The following is a 19,102-nucleotide window of genomic DNA, read 5'->3' on the forward strand; positions in this document are numbered from 1 at the left end:
CCGGGCGATCGGCGCCGCGGTGCTCGAGCGCGCCGGCGCCCAGGTCTTGTCGGACCCCCTGGCTAGAGTCGAGACTAGTTCCAGTACAGCGTACGAGAGAGGGGATGGTCATGATCCGAGCACGAGGGCTGACCAAGACGTTCAGCCGTCGCAAGGAGACCGTCGAGGCGGTCAAGGGGATCGACGTCGACGTCGCGGAGGGCGAGCTCGTCGCCTTCCTCGGCCCCAACGGGGCCGGCAAGTCCACGACGCTGCGGATGCTCACCTCGCTCCTGGAGCCGACGGCGGGGGAGGCGACCGTGGCCGGGTACGACGTCGTCGCGCACCCGGCCCAGGTGCGGGCTCGGCTGGGCTTCATCGGTCAGGGCAACGGGGGCGGGTTCAGCTACAAGGTGGTCGACGAGCTCCACAACCAGGGCCGTTTCTACGGCCTGACCCCGGAGGTCTACCGGGAGCGCGCCGCCGACCTCATGGCGGCGCTCGAGCTGGGCGGCCTCGAGAAGCGGTCGGTGCAGTCGCTGTCGGGCGGCCAGCGGCGCCGGCTCGACGTCGCGCTCGGGCTCATGAACCACCCGCCGCTGCTGTTCCTCGACGAGCCCACCACGGGCCTCGACCCGCACTCGCGGGCCAACCTCTGGGGCCACATCACGGCGATGCGCGAGCGGTACGGCATGACGGTCGTGCTCACGACGCACTACCTCGACGAGGCGGACAGCATGGCCGAGCGCGTCGTCGTCATCGACCACGGCGAGATCATCGCGGACGCCGCGCCCGACGCCCTCAAGCGCCGGTACGCCGACGACACCCTCACCGTCGTCGTCGCGACCGACGACGGCGCGGCCGTCCGGGCCGCGCTGCCGGACGGCCTGGGCGACGTCGAGCTCGCCGCCCACGACGCCGGGCTGTGCGTGCGGGTCGGCACGGCGCAGGGCGCCGAGACGCTGCCGGTCGTCATCGAGGCGCTCCGGGTGGCAGGCATCGCCACGACGTCGGCCAGTGCCCGCCAGGCCAGCCTCGACGACGTGTTCCTCAACCTCACCGGTCGGAGCCTGCGCGAGGAGGCGGCCGCGTGACCGCGAGGAGCCCCCGCGGAGGGGCGCCGAGGGACGAGGTGCACCGGAGCGAGGCACCGCAGTGGGCACGCCAGGAGGGAACAGCATGACCGAGCAGACGACCACCACGACGTCGGCACCGCACGAGGCGGCGCGGATCGTCACGCGCACCGGGCCGGGCAAGTTCGTCACGGACACCGGGGCGGTGTTCACCCGCGAGATCCTGCTGGTGCTGCGCGACCCGTTCACGCTGATCTTCTCGTTGCTGCAGCCGCTGATCTTCCTCGGGCTGTTCGGGCCGCTGCTCACGGGCACGTTCGGCGGCGGCTTCGGAGGCGGCGGCGCGAGCACCGCGGACACCCTGCAGTGGTTCGTGCCCGGCGTGATCGTCATGATCTCGCTGTTCGGCACGTCGATGACCGGATCGAACCTCCTGTACGAGATCATGACCGGCTCCTACGAGCGGGTGCTCGCCACCCCGCTGGACCGCTCCGCGATCCTGGTGGGCCGGGCGCTCAAGGAGTTCGCGCCGCTGCTGGTTCAGGGGCTCATCATCGCGGCCGTGTGCATCCCGTTCGGGTTCACGTTCCACGTGCTGCCGGCGCTCGCGGGCCTGGTGCTGCTCGGCGTCTTCGGCGTCGGGATCGGGGCGCTGTCGCACGCGCTGGCGCTGGCGTCGAAGAACCGCGAGTGGCTGTTCTGGGGCGTGCAGCAGTCGCTGCTGTTCCCGCTGCTCATCCTGTCCGGGATGATGCTGCCGCTCGAGGCCGGCCCGTCGTGGATGCAGACGGCGGCGAGGTTCAACCCGCTCACCTACATGGTCGACGCCGAGCGCGTGCTCTTCGGCGGCACGTTCGCCGACAGCGCCGTCCTGTGGGGCGTCGTCGCCGCGGCCGCCACCTGCGCCGTCGGCCTCGTGGTCGGCATCCGGGCGACCCGCAAGGCCGTCTGACCCGCCTCGATCTCGCCGCTCAACGGCCGGTGTCGTTCATCTCGTCCGGGTGCGAGCCGATGCGCTCGCCCCGGTCGAGGCCGGTGATGGCGGCCATGTCGTCGCCGGAGAGCTCGAAGTCGAAGATCTCCAGGTTCTCGCGGATGCGCGACGGCGTCGCGGACTTGGGGAAGACGACGTCACCGCGCTGCACGTGCCAGCGCAGCACCACCTGGGCGGGGGTGCGCCCGTGCTCGGCGGCGATGCGCGCCAGGGTCGGGTCCTCCAGCACGCGGCCGCGGCCGAGCGGCGACCAGGCCTCGGTGACGATGCCGTGCTCCCCGTCGAAGGCGCGCACCTCCTCGTTGCCGAACCACGGGTGGATCTCCACCTGGTTGACGGCGGGCACCACGGTGCCCTCGGCGAGGACGCGGCGCAGGTGGTGCGGCTGGAAGTTCGACGTGCCGATCGCGCGGGCCCGGCCCGAGCGGTACAGCTCCTCGAGCGCGCCCCACGCCTCGACGAACCGGCCGACGGCGGGCAGCGGCCAGTGGATGAGGAACAGGTCCACGTGGTCGAGGCCGAGCTCCTCGAGGGACCGGTCGAACGCCTCCAGCGCGGCGTCGTGGTCGTGGAACGCGTTGTTCAGCTTGGTGGTGACGAAGAGGTCCTCGCGGGGCAGCCCGGCCGCGGCGATGGCCTCGCCGACGCCGCGCTCGTTGCGGTACATCTGCGCGGTGTCGATGTGTCGGTAGCCCGCCTCCAGGGCGGTCAGCACCAGCTCGCGCGTCTGCTCCGGCGGGACCTTGAAGACGCCGTAGCCGAGCTGCGGGATCGACGTGCCGTTGTTCAGGGGAAGGGACGGGATCTCGGTGCTCATGTCACCCATCTTGTCCCGGGTGCTGCACGGCCGCAGGGAGATGACCCCACCGCGTGATCGATCCCATCGCCCCAGGGCTCGCCAGGTGTGGTCCGCCGGCGCAGGCTGGGAGCAACCCCGGCGGGGTGGCCCGGCGTCGTCGGCGCCGCCGGTCGGTCAGCGCGGACCGGCCGCCCCGCTGGCGTCGGGTGTGCAGCAGCCGTCGGTGCACCCGTCGCCGCACGAGTCGCACTCGTCGTCGTCCGTCGTGAGGAGCGCACGGACCGGTGTGCAGCAGGCGTCGCCGCGCCAGGCCTCGACACCCTCGCGCACCGCGAACCCGGCGATGACGAGCGCCGCGAGCGGGTCCGCCCATGACCAGCCGAGCGTGGTGTTGAGGACGAGCCCGACGAGCAGCACGGCCGACAGGTACGTGCAGATCAACGTCTGCTTCGAGTCGGCGACGGCGGACGCCGAGCCGAGCTCGCGGCCGGTGCGCCGCTCGGCCCACGACAGGAACGGCATGATCGCGAGGCTGACCGCGGCGAGGGTGATGCCGACGGGGGAGCGGTCCGGCTCGGTCGCGCCGAGCAGCGTGCGCACGGCGTCGACGGCGACGAACAGGGCGAGGCCGAAGAACGACACCGCGACGAGCCGCAGCGCCGTGCGCTCGCGGCGGTGCGGGTCCGGCGCCGCGAACTGCCACGCGACCGCGGCCGCCGACAGCACCTCGACCACCGAGTCCAGACCGAAGCCGACCAGCGCGGCCGACGACGCCGCACGCCCCGCCGCGATCGCCACCACGGCCTCGACGACGTTGTACGCGATCGTCGCGGTGACGATCCAACGCACCCGGCGCTCGAGGAGCTCGCGCCGGGCGGCCGGAAGCAGGGGGAGCCTGGTCACGAGGCCGACGGTACATGGAGCCCTGTACTTTCGACCAGGGTTGGTGGAGGTGGCCGTCCCGATCGACGATGCTGGACCCATGGCGAAGACACTGCCCCTGGGCCCCACGGTGATCGACGACGACCGTGAGGTGCGGTTCGTCGCAGGGACGAGCCAGTTCGCGATCAAGCTCAAGGACGGGCACCTGCATGTCCGGGCCATCGACACGGGGGAGGGCGAGGCGCAGGTCTCGGTCACCCCGACGTCGAGGAGCACCCTCGACCTACGCGTCCAGCACCGTTCCCCGCAGGGGCCGGTGGAGGTCGAGGGGCCGGCCGTGCGATAGCCCGTCGTCCGGCATGTCGCGGCTGTCGGCGGGTGGCGCACAATGGAGGGGTCGGAGGTGTTTCATGGTCACGATCGACGAGGCACGCGCCGCCAAGCCCGCCCTGCGCGAGGCGCTCGAGAGCGTCGAGGGGGTGTGCGGCGTGGGGCTCGCCCAGCGCGGCGACGAGACGGACTGGGTGCTGCAGGTGAACGTCGTCTCCCTCAGCGCGCGCAAGGACGTGCCGCCCCAGGTGGACGGCGTCCCCGTGCAGGTGACGGTGGTCGGAGCGGTCACGGCGCTCTGACGCGCTGACGCGCGGGCCGCTCAGGCGGTCAGCGTCGCCAGTGCGGCCACCTGCTCCAGCAGCTCGTCGGCCGCGACGGTGTCGTCGGGGTCGAGGAGCACCCGCGACACGGCCCCCAGCAGCAGCATCTGCACGAGCGCCCCCTGCGCGTCGGGGACGCCGAAGAGCCCGGCCAGCGCGGCGCGGGCGTGCGCGCTGTCGGCGGCGACGGCGGCGGCCCGCTCCGGGTCGCGCGCGGCGGCCGCGACGAGCTCGAGCTGCACCGCCCAGAGGGCGCGGTCGTCGGCGACCGACGCCATGACACGCTGCCACACCGCGCGGAACCGCTCGCCCGGCGACGCCCCCAGGTCCTCGGCGCCGATCGACTCCAGGACGTCGCCCCAGTCGCGCAGCGCGTCGACGAGGGCCGCGTCGAGCAGCGCCTCCTTGCTCCCGAAGTGATACCCGATCGCGGCGAGGCTCACGCCCGCCGCGGTGGCGACGTCGCGCGCCGACGTGCGGGCGTAGCCCTTGTCGCGGAGGCAGGTCCGGGCGGCGGCGAGGAGCGCGGCCCTGTTGTCCGTGGAACGCATGGACCCATGCTAGCTCGACCGTCTCAAACGAATGTCTTGCACGATCGTCTCAATCGGGTCTAGCGTGGTGCGCGCCACCTTCCTCACGGTCAGGAGAACTCCCATGAACCGCTCCGTCCTCGTCTCCGGCGGCGGCGTCGCCGGCCTCGCACTCGCGCACCGCCTCGCCGCCCGCGGCGACGCCGTGACCGTCGTCGAGCAGGCGCCCGCGCCGCGCGCCGGCGGCTACAAGGTCGACGTGCGGGGCGCCGCGCTGCAGGTGCTGGACCGCATGGGCCTGCTCGAGGAGGCGCGCACGCTGCGCACCGAGGTCCGCGCGGGCACCGTCGTCGACGCCCGCGGACGCCGGGCGGCCAGCATGGACGGCGACACCTTCGGCGGCCGCGTGCACGACGACGTCGAGCTGCTGCGCGGCGACCTGCACCGGCTGCTGCGCGAGAGCGCCGCCGACGCCGAGCACGTCCACGGCGACTCGATCGCGTCCCTGGCCGATACGGGCGACGGCGTGGAGGTGGCGTTCACCTCCGGGCGCGCGGGGCGCTACGACGTCGTCGTCGGCGCCGACGGGCTGCGCTCCCGGACCCGGAACCTCGTGCTCGGGCCGGACGAGCGGCACGTCGTCGACCTCGGGTACTACGTGGCCGTGGCGACCGTCCCCAACCGGCTCGGCCTCGACCGCGAGGAGGTCACGTACGTGGGCCCCGGCCGCACCGCCCTGGTCTACGCGACGGCGCGGGAGGAGGGCGCGCGGGCGATGTTCCTGTGGTCGTCGGCGCCGCTCGGGCACCGCGACCTCGGGCGGGCGCAGCGCGAGCGCCTGCTCGCCGACGCGTACGCCGGCGAGGGCTGGGAGGTGCCTGGCCTGCTGGCCGACGTGCCCGCCTCGCCCGACCTGCTGTTCGACTCCCTCAGCCAGGTGCGCGCCGAGCGGTGGTCGGCGGGGCGCGCCGTGCTGCTCGGCGACGCCGCGTACTGCGCGTCGGCGGCGTCCGGGCAGGGCACCAGCCTCGCGCTCGTCGGCGCGTACGTGCTGGCCGCGGCGCTCGACGCGCACGACGACCCCGCCGCGGCGTTCGCCGACTACGAGCGGCGGATGCGCCCGTTCGTGGCGGCCAACCAGGCGCTCGGACCGGCGAACATCAAGCGGATGGTGGTGGGCACCCGCGGTCAGGTGCGGGCCTCGCTCGCGATGCTGCGGGTCATGGACCGGCTGCCCGGCAAGGAGCGCATGATGGCCGCGATGACGGCGCCCATCCACAAGGCGGCCCACGCCGTCGAGCTGCCCGACGCCGCCTGAGCGACGTCACCGCAGCGGGGCGGGGCCGCTGCAAGGGTGCTGCGGTCGTCGATCATGGGCACGGTGTGGCGGCGGGCCCGTCTGCCCGGCCGACGCGACACGGGTGAACGCGGCCGATCCCGCAGAATGGACCGGTGAGCTCCTCCCGCCTGCCCCGTGTCCGCGCGTCCGAGCTGGTCGGCCGCGGCTGGCTCAACACCGGCGGCCGCGACGTCGCCCTCGCGGACCTGCGCGGCAAGGTCGTCGTCCTGGACTTCTGGACCTTCTGCTGCATCAACTGCCTGCACGTGCTGGACGAGCTGCGCGAGCTGGAGGAGCGGCACCGCGACGAGCTGGTGATCGTGGGCGTGCACTCGCCCAAGTTCGCGCACGAGGCCGACCCGGACGCGCTGGCCGCCGCCGTCGAGCGGTACGAGGTGCACCACCCCGTGCTCGACGACCCCGAGCTGGTGACCTGGGGCGCGTACACGGCGCGCGCGTGGCCGACGCTCGTCGTCGTCGACCCGGAGGGGTACGTCGTGGCGCAGATGGCGGGGGAGGGGCACGCGTCCGCGATCGAGGCGATCGTCGAGGAGCTGGTCGCCGAGCACGAGGCCCGGGGCACCCTGCACCGCGGCGACGGGCCGTACGTGCCGCCGACGCCGGAGCCCAGCACGCTGCGCTTCCCCGCCAAGGTGGTGACGCTGCCGGGCGGGAACCTGCTCGTGGCCGACGCAGGGCACCACGCGCTGGCCGAGCTCGGGCCCGACGGAGAGACGCTCCTGCGGCGCATCGGTTCGGGGGAGCGCGGGCTCGCCGACTCCCGCGGCGACGCGGCCCCCGACGAGGCGCGGTTCAGCGAGCCGAACGGGCTCTGCCTGGTGCCGGACGAGCTGCGCCCGGCGCTCGGCTACGACGTGCTCGTCGCCGACACGGTGAACCACGCCCTGCGCGGCGTCGACCTCGCGACCGGGCGCGTGCGGACGGTGGCGGGCACCGGCGAGCAGTTCATGGTCGGCGGGATGGAGAACGTCGTCGGGTCCACCGACGCGTTCGACCCGGCCGCGACCTACCCCGCGACCACCGTGCGCCTCAGCTCTCCGTGGGACGTCGCCTGGTCGCCGCGGCTCGGCGCGTTCGTCGTCGCGATGGCCGGGAACCACACGCTGTGGGCGTTCGACCCGGCGGACGGTCACGGCTCGATCCGCCTGCTGGCCGGCACGATGAACGAGGGCCTGGAGGACGGTCCGGGCGGCGACGCCTGGTTCGCCCAGCCGTCCGGCCTGGCCCCGGTGACGGGACCGGGCGCGGAGGATGCGCTCTGGCTCGCCGACGCCGAGACGTCCGCCCTGCGCCGGGTGACGCCGGCCGACGACGGGGCGGTCGTCGTGACGACCGCCGTCGGGCGAGGGCTGTTCGACTTCGGCCACCGCGACGGCGCGGCGGACGAGGCGCTGCTGCAGCACCCCCTGGGCCTGGCGACGCTCCCCGACGGCAGCGTCGTCGTCGCCGACACGTACAACGGCGCGCTGCGGCGGTACGACCCGGCGGTGGACGTCGTGACCACGCTGGCGACCGGCCTCGCGGAACCGAGCGACGTGCTGGTCGAGACGTCCGACGACGCGGTCCACCTGCTCGTCGTGGAGTCCGCCGCGCACCGGCTGACGCGGGTGGCGCTGCCGGCGGACGTCGCGGGCGAGGTGCTCGACGGCGGCGCGCACCGCGTGGCGCGCCCGGCCACGCCGGTGGGGCCCGGCGAGCTGCGGCTGGACGTGCCGTTCGTGCCCGCGCCGGGACAGAAGCTCGACGACCGCTGGGGCCCGTCCACGGAGCTGCGCGTCAGCGCCACCCCGCCCGACCTGCTCCTCGACGGCGCGGGCGACGGCGTCGACCTCCGCCGCGTGCTGGTGCTGAACCCGGACGTCGCCGAGGGCGTGCTGCACGTGACGGCCAAGGCGGCGTCGTGCGACGTCGTCCCGCTCGGCCCGGACGGCGAGCCCGACCCCGACGTCTTCCCCGCCTGCCACCTGGCGCAGCAGGACTGGGGCGTGCCGGTGTGCGTCACGGCCGACGGCGACGCGTCGCTGAGCCTGCCGCTGCGCGGCTGACGCGCGCCGGGGCCGCGGCACCTTAGGGTTCCCGTCGTGACCGCATCGAGCCCCGCCGACGTCCTCGTCGCCGGCCCCGTGTCCTGGAACCGCATCGTGCACCTCGACGCGCTGCCCGACCCGACGCCCCACACCGTGTTCGCGCGCGGCGCCTACGACACCGTCGGCGGCACCTCCGCGGGCAAGGCGCTGAACCTGGCGAGCCTGGGCCGAGGAGTCGTGCTGCGCACCGTGCTCGGGGACGACGACGAGGGCGCGCGCGTGCGCGGCGTGCTCGACGACGCCGGGGTGCGCGTGCTCGCGGAGCCGTCGCCGGACGGGCGCACCGAGAGCCACCTCAACCTCATGGACACCGGCGGCGGCCGGCTGTCCGTCTACCTGCGCGCGCCCGGCGAGGTCGCCGCCGCCGGGCCCGGCTGGGACGCGACGCTCGCGGCGATCGACGCCGCCGCGGCCGTCGTCGTCGACCTCGCCGCGCACTCCGTGCCCGTGCTGGTCGCGGCCGCCGAGCGCGGCCGCGACGTGTGGGTGGACCTGCACGACTACGACGGGGCCACCGCGTTCCACCGCCCGTGGGCCGACGCCGGCACGCACGTGTTCCTCAGCTCCGACCGCCTGCCCGACCATCGGTCCTTCATGGCCGATCGCCTCGACGCCGGGGCTCGGCTCGTGGTGTGCACGCACGGCGCCCGGGGCGCCACCGCCCTCACGGTCGACGGCTTCCTCGACGTGCCCGCGGAGCGGGTGGACGACGTCGTCGACACCAACGGCGCGGGCGACGGGTTCTTCGCCGGCTTCCTCGACGCGCACCTGCGCGGGGCGGACCTCGCCGGGGCGCTCGCGGCGGGCACCGCGCACGCCGCGCGGGTGGTGCGCAGCCCGGGCCTGGCTCCCGTCGGCTGACGCCGCTCCTGCGGGGTTCCACGTCCCGGACGCCGCGCGACACGCCGCAGGGCGTCGATCCTCCCCGCGGTCGGGTCACGTCGCGTCACGCCAGACCCGTGTCCCGCGCGACGATCGCCGCCTGCATCCGCGACACGACGCCGAGCTTCGCGAGCACGCGCGACACGTGGGTCTTGGCGGTGGCCTCGGTGATCACGAGCTCGTCCGCGATGCCCTGGTTGGACAGCCCGCGGCCGAGCGCGCCCAGCACGTCGACCTCGCGCGGCGTGAGGTCCGCCAGCCGGGGATCCGCCGGGGCGGCCGGGTTCGGCGGCGCGCCGGCGGCGGCGGACGGCGTGGTGGCGGTGCCCGTCAGCTGGGCGAGCACGCGGCGGGTGACCTCGGGCGCGAGGACGCCGTCGCCGGCCGCGACGCGCCGCACCGCGTCCAGCAACGCGGCGGGCTCCGCCGTCTTGAGCAGGAACCCGGCGGCGCCCGCGCGCAGCGCGCCGTCCACGTACTCGTCCAGGTCGAACGTGGTGAGCACGAGCACGTCGGCCAGGCCCTCGGTGGTCATGGTGCGCGTAGCGGCGATGCCGTCCGTCCCCGGCATGCGCAGGTCCATGAGCACGACGTCGGGTCGCAGCGCGCGGGCGTTCGTCACCGCGGCGTCCCCGTCGGCCGCCTCGCCCACCACCTCGACGTCGCCCGCCGCGTCCAGGAGCATCCGCAGCCCGGCGCGGATCGCGGCGTGGTCGTCCGCGATCAGCACGCGGACCGGGCCGGGCGAGGGTGGCGTCGTCATGGGGTCGGGCTCCCGTCGTCGGCGTCGGTCGTGCTGTCGGTCGTCGTGGTGCCGGTCGTGGTGGTCGTGCCCGCGGGGACGCGCGCCCGCACCACCCAGCCGCCGTCGTCGGTCGCCCCGGCGGCGAACGTGCCGCCCAGCGCCTCGGCGCGCTCGCGCATGGTCAGCATCCCCGTCCCCGCGCTGACGGGGTGGGCGGTCGCGCCGGGGCCGCCGGCGCGCCCCGACCGCGGGGCGGTGTTCCGCACCTCGAGGGTCACGGGACCGTCGGCCCCGGGCTCGCACGCGAGGCGCACGACGACGGCCGCCCCGGGTGCGTGCTTGCGCGCGTTGGTCAGGGCCTCCTGCGCGATCCGGTAGAGCGCGTGCCCCACGGCGGCCGGCCGGTCCGCCGTCGCGACGCCGTCCGGGTCCTCGACCGTCACGACGGTGCCGTCGGCGCGGGCGGCGGCGAGGAGGTCGTCGAGCCGGTCGAGCCGCCCGGGGGCCGCGAGCGGGTCGCGGGGCGAGTCGGCGCGCAGCAGCTCGATCATGGACCGCATCTCCGTGAGCGACGCGACCGCGCTCGTGCGGACCTGCTCCAGCGCGCCGCGGTCGCGCGCGGCGTCCGGCGGCGAGCTGAGCGCCGCCCCGGAGTGGATGGCGATGGTGGACAGGTGGGAGGCGATGACGTCGTGCAGGTCGCGCGCCATCGCGGCCCGCTCGGCGCGCACGGCCTCGTGCCGGTCGAGCTCGGCGATGCGCTCGAGGTCGTCGGCCCGCGCCCGCTCCACGGCGGCCAGCTCCGCCTTCTGCCGCACGTTGTCGGCCCACCACATCGGCACCAGCAGGATCGCGCCGAACTGCAGGCCGGCGTAGACGAACACCTGCACGTCCCGGGTCACCTCGCCCACGACGATCGCGCCGCCGAGGGCCAGCACGACCGCCGACCCCCACAGCCAGCGGCGCGCCGTCGGCCCGGACCACATCGCCGCCGCGTACAGCAGGTCCCAGAACACGAGCATGATGCCGAGGCTGCCGCCCCAGAGCGCCGCATCCGCGAGCGTCACGACGACGCCCCCCGCGAGCGCCAGCATCGGGCGCACCCGCTTGGCGAGGGTGATCGCGCACGCCACCGCCAGCAGCGCCACCCGCCACCAGGGCCCGGGTTCCGCGGTCGGCGGCGGGTCCCAGGTGAACAGGTCGGCGGGCATCGCCAGGAGGAGCACCCCGAGCGCGAAGAGCGTCAGCGCGGTCGTGACGTCGCCGCGACGGTCGTCGCCGCCCCACACCCGCACGAGCCTCCCGAGGAGGGTGGGGGCGGGGCGGTCGGTCGGCACCGCACCATCCCAGCACAGGGCGCGCCGCGGGGGATCGGTCGAAGGGTGTACCCGGGCCGCGTGCCCCGCCTCGGTGCAGGATCAGTCGTTCGGGCGACGACGGCGGCGGGGGAGCGCCGTGAGGATCGTCGGCATGGACTTCATCGACCTCGGCGGTCTGGAGGGCGCGGGTCTCGGCGTGCTCGCGGGGGCGCTGGTCGTGCTGGCGCTGATCGACTCGACCAGCTTCGGCACGCTGCTCATCCCCGTGTGGCTGCTCATGGCGCCCGGCCGTCCGCGCCCGGCGCGGCTGCTCGCTTACCTCGGTACCGTCGCGGGCTTCTACCTCGCGGTGGGGATCGCGGTGATGCTCGGGGCCGGCGCCCTGCTGGACCGGTACGGCGACGCCCTGGACTCGCGGCCGGTGATGCTGCTGCAGCTCGCGCTCGGCGTCTTCCTGTTCGCCATCAGCTGGCGCTTCGACGGCAAGAAGGCCGAGGCGCGGGCGGCGCGCCAGGGCGCGAATCCCGGGCGCCTGGTGCGCTGGCGGGCCCGGGCGATGGGTACCGAGGCGGACGCGTCGCTGCTGCCGCTGCTGGGGCTGGCGCTGGGCGCGGTGGCGATCGAGGTCGGGACGATGCTGCCGTACCTGGCCGCGATCGGTCTCATCACGACGTCGGGCCTCGGCACCGGCACGAGCCTCGGCGTCCTCGCCGCGTACTGCGTGGTCATGGTGCTGCCGGCGCTGGTGCTGCTGGGCGGGCGGCTGGCCGCGGCCCGGTTCGTCGAGCCGCGGCTGGCCCGCCTGGAGAAGTGGCTGTCGAAGAACGCGGTGGAGCTCACCGGCTGGGCCCTCGGCGGCCTCGGGGTCCTCCTCACGCTCAACGCCCTCGGCCGGCTCGGCTGGACCTGAGCGGGCGCCCGGGGCGGGGCCGTCAGCCCTCCAGCTCGGCCAGCACCCGCTCGAGGTTGGCGCGCGCGGTGCGCGCGTACCCCGCCACCCAGTCCCCGGAGTACCCGCGGGGCACGATCTCCACGAGGAGGAGGCAGGCGAAGTACGCCCGGTAGAGGCGCAGGCGCTGCCAGGCGTCGGGGTCGCCCGACCCCGGCGTGCCGTCGCCGACGCCGAGGTCGCCGCCGGCGTCCCGGTATCCCGCCAGCAGGTCCGCGTCCACGGCGCCGGCGCCGAGCTGGTCCGCGCCGACGAGCTCGAACACCGGGTCGCCCCACAGCGCCCGCTCGGCGTCGAACGCCCCGACCACCGTGCGGTCGGCGGGGTCGAGCAGCAGGTTGCCGGGCCACAGGTCGGCGTGCACGAGCCGGGGCGTCGTGACGGCGGCGAGCAGGTCGTGGTGGCGCTCGACGGCGGCCACGAGCCGCGCGGCCGGCAGGTCGACGCCCCAGCGGCCGGCGTCGTCGAGGGCGGCGTGCAGCATCCCCGCGAACGCGTCCGGCCAGGTGGGGGCGGCGAGGCCCGCCTCGGGCGCCGGGTAGCCGAACCGGTCGGTGTCGACCCGGGAGGCGTCGTCGCGGGCGAGCCGGTGCAGGCGGGCCATGAGGCCGCCCAGCGACCGGCGGGCCCGGGCGGCGGTCGCCGCGTCCAGCTCGAGGGCGCTCCACAGGTCGCCGTCGAGGAAGGTCGTGACGAGGGCGTCGCCGTCCACGTGGGCGCGGGTGGTGTCGAGGTGCAGCACCCGCGGCAGGGGCAGCCCGGCGGCGTGCGCGACCCGGTCGACCGCGGCCTCCGTGCCGAGCACGCCGTGCTCGTAGCGCAGCAGGCGGGAGGTGTCGGCGCCGGTCACCTTCACGACCACCGTCGGCCCGTCGGCGAGGTCGGCGCGCAGCACGCTCGCGAACAGGCCCCCGCTCAGCGGGGCGACGCGGCGCACGTCGCCGAGCGGCGCGAGCAGCGCGACGACCTGTTCGTCGGTGACCGCCGTCTTGGTGAGCACGCGCGTGAGCGTAGCGGGCCCCGCGAGGAGAGTCAGTCTGCGAAGAGGGTCAGCCCGCGAGGAGCGCGGGCAGCTCCAGGAGGGAGTCGACGACGGTGGCGCGGGCCGCCTCGGGCCGCTCGGCGTGCAGGTACCCCCACGGGCCGCGGCGGATCAGGATCGGCATCATGCCGGCGTCGGCCGCGGGCAGGACGTCGTTGTCGAGGCGGTCGCCGACGTACGCGGTCTCGGTGGCGGGCACGCCGGTGAGCTCGGTGACCAGCTCGGTGACCCTCGTGAAGAACCCGGGGTCGGGCTTCTGGACGTCCCACTCGTCGGAGGTGCGGATCGCGTCGACGGGCAGGTCCATCGCCTCGAGCGCGGCGCGGGCCTGCGGCGGCTGGTTCCCTGCGATGACGACGGCGAGCCCCGCGGTGCGCAGCGCGGCCAGCGCCTCGCGCACGTCGGGGTAGAGGTCGTCGGCGTCGAAGTTCTCCCGCAGGCCGGTCGGGTCGTCCGCCGCCCAGCGCTCGATCTCGGCGGGGACGTCGACGTCCGGCCGCACCAGCTCGAACGCGTGCCGGTGCGAGAGGTCGAGGGCCGCGCACCCGCCGAGCACGCCCAGGAACGTCAGGGCAGGCACCCCCAGGCGGTCGGCCCAGCGGGTCCAGATCCGGGTCTCGTCGATGAGGGTCTCGCCGACGTCGAACACCACCGCGCGCACCATGCCCGCGACCCTATCGGTCACTCCGGCGACGCCGTCCGTGCCATCGGAGGACAGCCGATTGTCAGCGTCCGTCCAGCCGCGGCGGCTATCGTGCGAAGCATGGCGGAACCGCGCGAAGCACAGGCAGTCCCCGTGACGCTGTCGACCGCCTCGGTGTATCCGCGCCGCGCGGCGTTCGCGTTCGAGGTGGCGGCCGAGCTGGGGTACGACGGCGTCGAGGTCATGGTGTGGTCGGACCCGGCCACGCAGGACCCGGCGGAGCTGCGGCGCCTGTCCGACGAGCACGGGGTGCCGATCCGGTCCGTGCACGCCCCGACCCTGCTGGTCAGCCAGCGGGTGTGGGGCCGGTCGCCGGCCGACAAGCTGCGCCGCTCCGTCGACATGGCGAGCGAGCTCGGGGCACGGACGGTCGTGGTGCACCCGCCGTTCCGGTGGCAGTACAAGTACGCGAAGCAGTTCCAGGAGCTCGTGCACGAGCTCAACGAGGCGGGCTCGGGCCAGGCGGGCGGGGTCACCGTCGCCGTCGAGAACATGTACCCGTGGAAGCCGCGCTCCCGCGGCGACCGCGAGCTCAAGGCGTACCTGCCGGGCTGGGACCCCGCGGACCACGACTACGACGCCGTGACGCTCGACCTCTCGCACGCCGCCATCGCGCACCAGGACGGGCTCGCGCTGGTGCACGGTTTCGGCGACAAGCTGCGGCACGTGCACCTCGCCGACGGGACGGCGTCGGGCCGCGACGAGCACATGGTGCCGGGCCGGGGCGACATGGCCTGCGACAAGGTGCTGGAGGAGCTGGCGCGGCGCGACTACGCGGGCGACGTCGTCGTCGAGATCTCGACGCGCAAGGCGCGCACCGCGAGCGAGCGGCACGCCGACCTGCAGGCGGCGCTGAAGTTCGCACGGGCGCACCTCTCGCCCGTGCCGGAGCCGTACCAGCCGCCCCCGCCCGAGCACCACCACCTGCCCGCCGACGCCTGGTAGGCGCCGTCGCCGGTCGAGCCGTCAGGCCGCGGCGACGCGCGCGCCGACGGCGCGCAGCACGAAGGCCTCGGTGGCGCGGATGGCGCGCTCCCGCGCGGCGGGGTCGTCCGGGATGAGCCGGCCGGACAGGCAGGCGTTCACGAGCTGCACGGTCGGCTCGATGTCCTGCTCGGGGAACTCGCCCTCCGCGATCCCCGCGCGCAGGATGCGCTTGAGGATGGACTCCACGATCTCGGCGTGCTCGCGCAGCCGCGCCTGCGTGGTGCGCGAGAGCACGGTGCGCAGGTCCGGGCCGGGGGCGAGGTGGAAGACGCGGGTGAGCTGGGCCTGCTGGCGGATGTACGTCCGGAGCTGTTCGACGGGGTCGTCCACCTCGGCGAGGGCCCGCTCGAGGGTCTGCGCGTACTGCTCGGTCTCGTGGGTGATGAACCCCAGCAGCAGGGCTTCCTTGTCGGGGAAGTGGTTGTAGACCGCGGTGCGGCCGACGCCGGCCGCCGTGGCGATGTCGGCCAGCGTCACGGAGTCGAAGCCCCGCTCGGACATCAGCGTCGAGAGGGCGGTGAACAGCTTGTGCCGGGTCATCTGGCGGTGCTCGTGCAGGCTCTTCCCGATGATCTTGGGCATGCTGACATCATAGGCATCCGTTGTCAGCACCTCCGGACGCTAGGGTTCGGGTGTGACCGACCCCACCGCGCAGCCGGACGGCATCGTTCCCGACACCAAGGACTGGACCTGGGTGCTCGAGCGCCCCTGTCCCGAGTGCGGCTTCGCCGCCGCCGGCGTGGAGCCGTCGGACGTCGGGCCCGCCGTCCGCGAGACGTTGCCGCGCTGGCGCGCCGCCCTCGGCCGCCCCGACGTCGCCGACCGCCCGCGCCCCGACGTCTGGTCGACGCTCGAGTACGCCGCTCACGTGCGCGACGTCTTCCGCATCTTCGACGAGCGTCTCGCGCTGATGCTCGCCGAGGACGACCCGGCGTTCGCGAACTGGGACCAGGACGTCGCGGCGCTGGAGGGCGACTACGCCCACCAGGACGTCGCGACCCTGGTCGACGAGCTCGACGCCGACGGCGCCGCCGTCGCCGCGGCGTTCGACGCCGTCGCGCCGGGCGAGGCCGAGCGCACCGGGCGTCGGTCCAACGGCTCCGTGTTCACCGTCCGCACGCTGGGGCAGTACTTCCTGCACGACGTCGTGCACCACCTGCACGACGTGCGCGCCTGAGGCCCGCTCCCACCGTCTCCGCAGGTCACACGTTCGCAACACGGTCGTGACGCGCAGGTGACGGCGGGGCCGGTACGGTCCGCGCCATGGCCAGGGTCCCGGCGCTCGTCCCCGCGGAGCACACCTCCGACCACGTGCTCGTCGTGCCGCGCCCGGCCGACGACGTCGGCGGACCGAGCCGCGACCTGCCCACGCTGGCCGCGGCCTGGTTCGACGACGTCGACTGGCTGAGCGCGCCGTCGGGCGCGGCGCCGGCCCGGCCCGCGGGCGGGGCGCGGTTCCACGGGGTGCGGGCTGCGGCCCGGCCGGCCGCGGGGGTGCTGCGCCTCGGCGAGGAGCACCGCGCCACGGGCCCGTTCCCGCTCGAGGCCGGCGCGGCCGCGGACCTGGGCGTCGCGCACCCGGCGGACGCCTGGGCGCTGGGGCGCGCGGACGGCGCGCTCGACGCGCGCGGCGGCCGCCCGTCCGTGCACGACGACCGGGACGGGATCGCGCGGGCGTTCGCCACGGCGCTGCCCGTGGGGGAGGAGCTGCGGCTCGTCGGCTGGGCGGTCGCGGTGGCCCGGCGCACGGCGGGGCTGCTGCTCGCCGACGGCCGGCAGGTGCTGCGTCCCGACCCCGGTGCGTCCGTCGACCTGTCGGTCTGGCCGGCTCGCCCGGTGCCCGCCGGGGAGCTGCTCGAGGTGGTGCGGGCGGTGGTCGCGACCGCGACGCTCGAGGCGGTGCCGGGCGGCCTCGGTCACCGGGTGCTCGCACGGACGCCGTACGACGGCGACCTCGTGGCCGACCTCCTGGCGATCCAGGGGGCGGCGGCCGGGCTGCCGCGCGTGCTCGCGACCCGGTCGTGGCCCGACGGGGCGCCCGCGACCGTCGTGCGGTGGGCGTGGCGGCCGCAGGACCCGTACGAGCTCCAGGTGTCGGACCCGTCGGGGCTGCATGTGATCGCCCGGGACCGGGCGCGCGCCCTGCTGGCGCGGGCCGCGGGGCTGCTGCACGGCCGGGCCGGCGGCGTCGTGGTCGACGACGCGGGGTTCGAGGTCGTGGCGCGTGAGCTGGACCTCCGGCGCGCGAGCCCGACGTCGGGGTCGCGCGCCTGGGTGTGAGGGGCGGTCGTCCACAGCCGCTGTCCACAGACCCTGTCCACAGGCCGGGGAGGCGGGCGCCACGCCCGCCCTGAGTGGCCCTCACCTGCGACGTTCCACGCTGGAACGGTGCGTGAGCGCTCGCGACGTCCCGTCCGGAACCTTCGTGCCGGACGTCCGAGACCCGCGGGAGCCGCGAGATCCTGCGGATCGTGCGCCGGTCCGGCTGGGGCCGCATCGTGACGGGCGCGGGCGGGGCGGCGGGCCGACCCACGGGCGGGGCGTGTCGTGCCCGGCGCGTCGTCCACAAATTTCTTCCACAGGGCTGTGGGTGACATGGGGATTCCGCGGGTCGTCCTGTGGACGAGCCTGTGGCCGGAGGATCCACCTGAAAAACCCTCTCCACACCCCTTGCACCGCACCCGCAGCAGGTCTAGAAACGTGCGTACCGGTCTTGCGGAGATCGGGTCGACGATCACCCGACGAGGGCGGTCGCCTGCCCGCTCCACGGGACACGGTCGACCGGAGAACGACGGGCCGTCCCGTACCGCGGTGCGGGTTGTGGGTGACGACACAGGTGCCTGTACGGGGCCGGAAGACCACCCGCGTCCGGCTGTTCGTGGAGAACGGGTTCTGCAGAGGCGACGACGCACCAGGCCTCGACGGGACACGGCGAGCGGCCGGGGTCGTGACGTCGCCACGGCGCCCCTGGTCCCCGGGACCGTCGATCAGGGGTACGCGGTTCTCTCCGAGGCCCCCCGGCCGCCCCGGGGGGCCTCGGCATTCTCGGCCTGCCGCCGTCGCGTCCGCCGTCCTACCCTCGCCCCATGAGCAACCTCGAGACGCGGCCCACCGAGCGCACCTGCACCGCCGGCGACCGCCCGGCCGGCGTCGAGCTGCTGACCGCCCGCGACGTCCCCCTCGGCGGCCCCCGCGCCATGAACGTGCGGCGCACCATCCCGCAGCGGCAGCGCTCGCTGGTCGGCGCCTGGTGCTTCTGCGACCACTACGGGCCGGACGACGTCTCGGCCTCTGCGGGGATGCAGGTGCCGCCGCACCCGCACATCGGCCTGCAGACGGTCTCGTGGTTGTTCGCCGGCGAGATCCTGCACCGCGACTCGGTGGGCTCGCTGCAGACCGTGCGGCCGGGGGAGCTCAACCTCATGACGGCGGGCGTCGGCATCTCGCACTCGGAGGAGTCGCCGGCCGAGGGTCGCCCGCCCCTGCTGCACGGCGTCCAGCTGTGGACGGTGCTGCCCGAGGCGGATCGCACGTCCGCGCCGCACTTCGAGCACCACGGCGACCTGCCCGTCGCGACCTCGGGCGGCGCACGTGTGCAGGTGTTCATGGGGGAGCTCGGCGTCGCGGGGGAGCGGCTGGTGTCGCCCGCCCGCACGTACACACCGATCGTCGGTGCCCAGCTGGACCTGCCCGCGGGCGGGAGCGTGGTGCTGGGGACGGATCCGTCGTTCGAGCACGCCCTGCTCGTCGACGCCGGCGACGCCACGCTCGAGGGCGAGACCGTGCCTCCCGCCGAGCTCGGCTACGTCGCGCCCGGCCGCGACCGCCTCGTCGTCACGGCGGGCGCGTCGCCCGTGCGCGCCGTCCTCATCGGGGGCGAGCCGTTCACCGAGGACGTCGTCATGTGGTGGAACTTCGTGGGGCGCACGCACGACGACGTCGCCCGGGCGCGCGCCGACTGGATGGCGCAGGTCGCCGACGACGGCGAGGGCACGCCCACGCGCTACGCCGGCGGTGCCGCGGACCGCCGGTTCGGCGAGGTCCACGGCTACGCCGGCGGGCCCCTGCGCGCGCCGGTGCTGCCCGACGTGCGGCTGCGGCCGCGCACCCGCCGCTGA

20 protein-coding genes are annotated in these 19,102 nt (G+C 75.2%); 12 read left to right on the forward strand and 8 right to left on the reverse strand.

The window, feature by feature from the left end; all coding sequences use genetic code 11:
- Positions 1-110: 110 nt before the first annotated feature.
- Positions 111-1,073 carry an ATP-binding cassette domain-containing protein gene (locus tag ACQP60_RS18065; protein WP_429735444.1) on the forward strand — a complete coding sequence of 321 codons (963 nt, stop codon included), beginning with the start codon at positions 111-113 and terminating at the stop codon, positions 1,071-1,073.
- Positions 1,074-1,158: 85 nt separating this feature from the next.
- Complete coding sequence (locus ACQP60_RS18070) at positions 1,159-2,004, forward strand: ABC transporter permease (protein ID WP_429735446.1); 846 nt, start codon at positions 1,159-1,161, stop codon at positions 2,002-2,004.
- A gap of 19 nt (positions 2,005-2,023) precedes the next feature.
- Here ACQP60_RS18070 and ACQP60_RS18075 read toward each other — a convergent pair whose 3' ends face one another.
- Positions 2,024-2,863 (reverse strand): aldo/keto reductase, encoded by an 840-nt coding sequence (locus tag ACQP60_RS18075; protein WP_429735448.1) that lies wholly within the window; start codon positions 2,861-2,863, stop codon positions 2,024-2,026.
- 156 nt (positions 2,864-3,019) lie between these two features.
- Positions 3,020-3,748: a cation diffusion facilitator family transporter gene (locus ACQP60_RS18080; RefSeq protein WP_429735450.1), complete on the reverse strand. Its 729-nt coding sequence runs from the start codon at positions 3,746-3,748 to the stop codon at positions 3,020-3,022.
- A gap of 79 nt (positions 3,749-3,827) precedes the next feature.
- On the opposite strand from ACQP60_RS18080, the gene ACQP60_RS18085 reads away from it, so the two are divergent.
- Both ACQP60_RS18085 and ACQP60_RS18090 read left to right on the forward strand, forming a co-directional pair.
- Positions 3,828-4,073, forward strand: a complete 246-nt coding sequence (locus tag ACQP60_RS18085) for a hypothetical protein (protein WP_429735452.1) — start codon at positions 3,828-3,830, stop codon at positions 4,071-4,073.
- 64 nt (positions 4,074-4,137) lie between these two features.
- Positions 4,138-4,359 carry a hypothetical protein gene (locus tag ACQP60_RS18090; protein ID WP_429735454.1) on the forward strand — a complete coding sequence of 74 codons (222 nt, stop codon included), beginning with the start codon at positions 4,138-4,140 and terminating at the stop codon, positions 4,357-4,359.
- A gap of 20 nt (positions 4,360-4,379) precedes the next feature.
- Here the strand turns inward: ACQP60_RS18090 and ACQP60_RS18095 are convergent, their stop codons facing one another.
- Entirely contained in the window at positions 4,380-4,931 is a 552-nt protein-coding gene (locus ACQP60_RS18095; RefSeq protein ID WP_429735456.1) for a TetR/AcrR family transcriptional regulator, read from the reverse strand.
- A 103-nt stretch (positions 4,932-5,034) separates the two neighbouring features.
- Between ACQP60_RS18095 and ACQP60_RS18100 the strand changes: the two genes are divergently transcribed.
- The 3 genes from ACQP60_RS18100 (at position 5,035) to ACQP60_RS18110 (ending at position 9,218) form a co-directional block, all read left to right on the forward strand.
- Positions 5,035-6,228 carry an FAD-dependent monooxygenase gene (locus ACQP60_RS18100; RefSeq protein ID WP_429735458.1) on the forward strand — a complete coding sequence of 398 codons (1,194 nt, stop codon included), beginning with the start codon at positions 5,035-5,037 and terminating at the stop codon, positions 6,226-6,228.
- 134 nt (positions 6,229-6,362) lie between these two features.
- Positions 6,363-8,315, forward strand: coding sequence for an NHL domain-containing thioredoxin family protein (locus tag ACQP60_RS18105; RefSeq protein ID WP_429735460.1), 1,953 nt, complete (start codon positions 6,363-6,365; stop codon positions 8,313-8,315).
- Between the two features lie 36 nt (positions 8,316-8,351).
- Entirely contained in the window at positions 8,352-9,218 is an 867-nt protein-coding gene (locus ACQP60_RS18110; protein WP_429735462.1) for a carbohydrate kinase family protein, read from the forward strand.
- Between the two features lie 85 nt (positions 9,219-9,303).
- Here ACQP60_RS18110 and ACQP60_RS18115 read toward each other — a convergent pair whose 3' ends face one another.
- On the reverse strand, positions 9,304-10,002 hold the full coding sequence (locus tag ACQP60_RS18115) for a response regulator (protein WP_429735464.1): 699 nt from the start codon (positions 10,000-10,002) through the stop codon (positions 9,304-9,306).
- Positions 9,999-11,321 (reverse strand): sensor histidine kinase, encoded by a 1,323-nt coding sequence (locus ACQP60_RS18120; protein WP_429735467.1) that lies wholly within the window; start codon positions 11,319-11,321, stop codon positions 9,999-10,001. The genes ACQP60_RS18115 and ACQP60_RS18120 overlap by 4 nt, the downstream gene beginning before the upstream one ends.
- Before the next feature lie 133 nt (positions 11,322-11,454).
- Here ACQP60_RS18120 and ACQP60_RS18125 point away from each other — a divergent pair, with 133 nt between their 5' ends.
- A complete protein-coding gene (locus ACQP60_RS18125; RefSeq protein ID WP_429735469.1) occupies positions 11,455-12,213 on the forward strand; it encodes a GAP family protein in 759 nt (252 codons plus the stop codon).
- A gap of 22 nt (positions 12,214-12,235) precedes the next feature.
- On the opposite strand, the gene ACQP60_RS18130 is transcribed toward ACQP60_RS18125, so the two are convergent.
- Both ACQP60_RS18130 and ACQP60_RS18135 read right to left on the reverse strand, forming a co-directional pair.
- Positions 12,236-13,252 carry a phosphotransferase family protein gene (locus tag ACQP60_RS18130; RefSeq protein WP_429735471.1) on the reverse strand — a complete coding sequence of 339 codons (1,017 nt, stop codon included), beginning with the start codon at positions 13,250-13,252 and terminating at the stop codon, positions 12,236-12,238.
- A 49-nt stretch (positions 13,253-13,301) separates the two neighbouring features.
- Positions 13,302-13,958 carry an HAD family hydrolase gene (locus ACQP60_RS18135; RefSeq protein ID WP_429735473.1) on the reverse strand — a complete coding sequence of 219 codons (657 nt, stop codon included), beginning with the start codon at positions 13,956-13,958 and terminating at the stop codon, positions 13,302-13,304.
- Positions 13,959-14,057: 99 nt separating this feature from the next.
- Here ACQP60_RS18135 and ACQP60_RS18140 point away from each other — a divergent pair, with 99 nt between their 5' ends.
- Positions 14,058-14,942 (forward strand): sugar phosphate isomerase/epimerase family protein, encoded by an 885-nt coding sequence (locus tag ACQP60_RS18140; protein WP_429735475.1) that lies wholly within the window; start codon positions 14,058-14,060, stop codon positions 14,940-14,942.
- 21 nt (positions 14,943-14,963) lie between these two features.
- Here ACQP60_RS18140 and ACQP60_RS18145 read toward each other — a convergent pair whose 3' ends face one another.
- Complete coding sequence (locus ACQP60_RS18145; RefSeq protein WP_429735477.1) at positions 14,964-15,566, reverse strand: TetR/AcrR family transcriptional regulator; 603 nt, start codon at positions 15,564-15,566, stop codon at positions 14,964-14,966.
- A 52-nt stretch (positions 15,567-15,618) separates the two neighbouring features.
- Here ACQP60_RS18145 and ACQP60_RS18150 point away from each other — a divergent pair, with 52 nt between their 5' ends.
- The 3 genes from ACQP60_RS18150 (at position 15,619) to ACQP60_RS18160 (ending at position 19,102) form a co-directional block, all read left to right on the forward strand.
- The gene (locus ACQP60_RS18150; RefSeq protein ID WP_429735479.1) at positions 15,619-16,161 is read left to right on the forward strand and encodes a DinB family protein; all 543 of its coding nucleotides are present in this window, start codon (positions 15,619-15,621) and stop codon (positions 16,159-16,161) included.
- 86 nt (positions 16,162-16,247) lie between these two features.
- Complete coding sequence (locus tag ACQP60_RS18155) at positions 16,248-17,264, forward strand: hypothetical protein (RefSeq protein ID WP_429735481.1); 1,017 nt, start codon at positions 16,248-16,250, stop codon at positions 17,262-17,264.
- Between the two features lie 806 nt (positions 17,265-18,070).
- Entirely contained in the window at positions 18,071-19,102 is a 1,032-nt protein-coding gene (locus ACQP60_RS18160; protein WP_429735483.1) for a pirin family protein, read from the forward strand.

This window comes from Isoptericola variabilis (assembly GCF_050311655.1).
In the GTDB taxonomy this organism is placed as follows: domain Bacteria; phylum Actinomycetota; class Actinomycetes; order Actinomycetales; family Cellulomonadaceae; genus Isoptericola; species Isoptericola variabilis.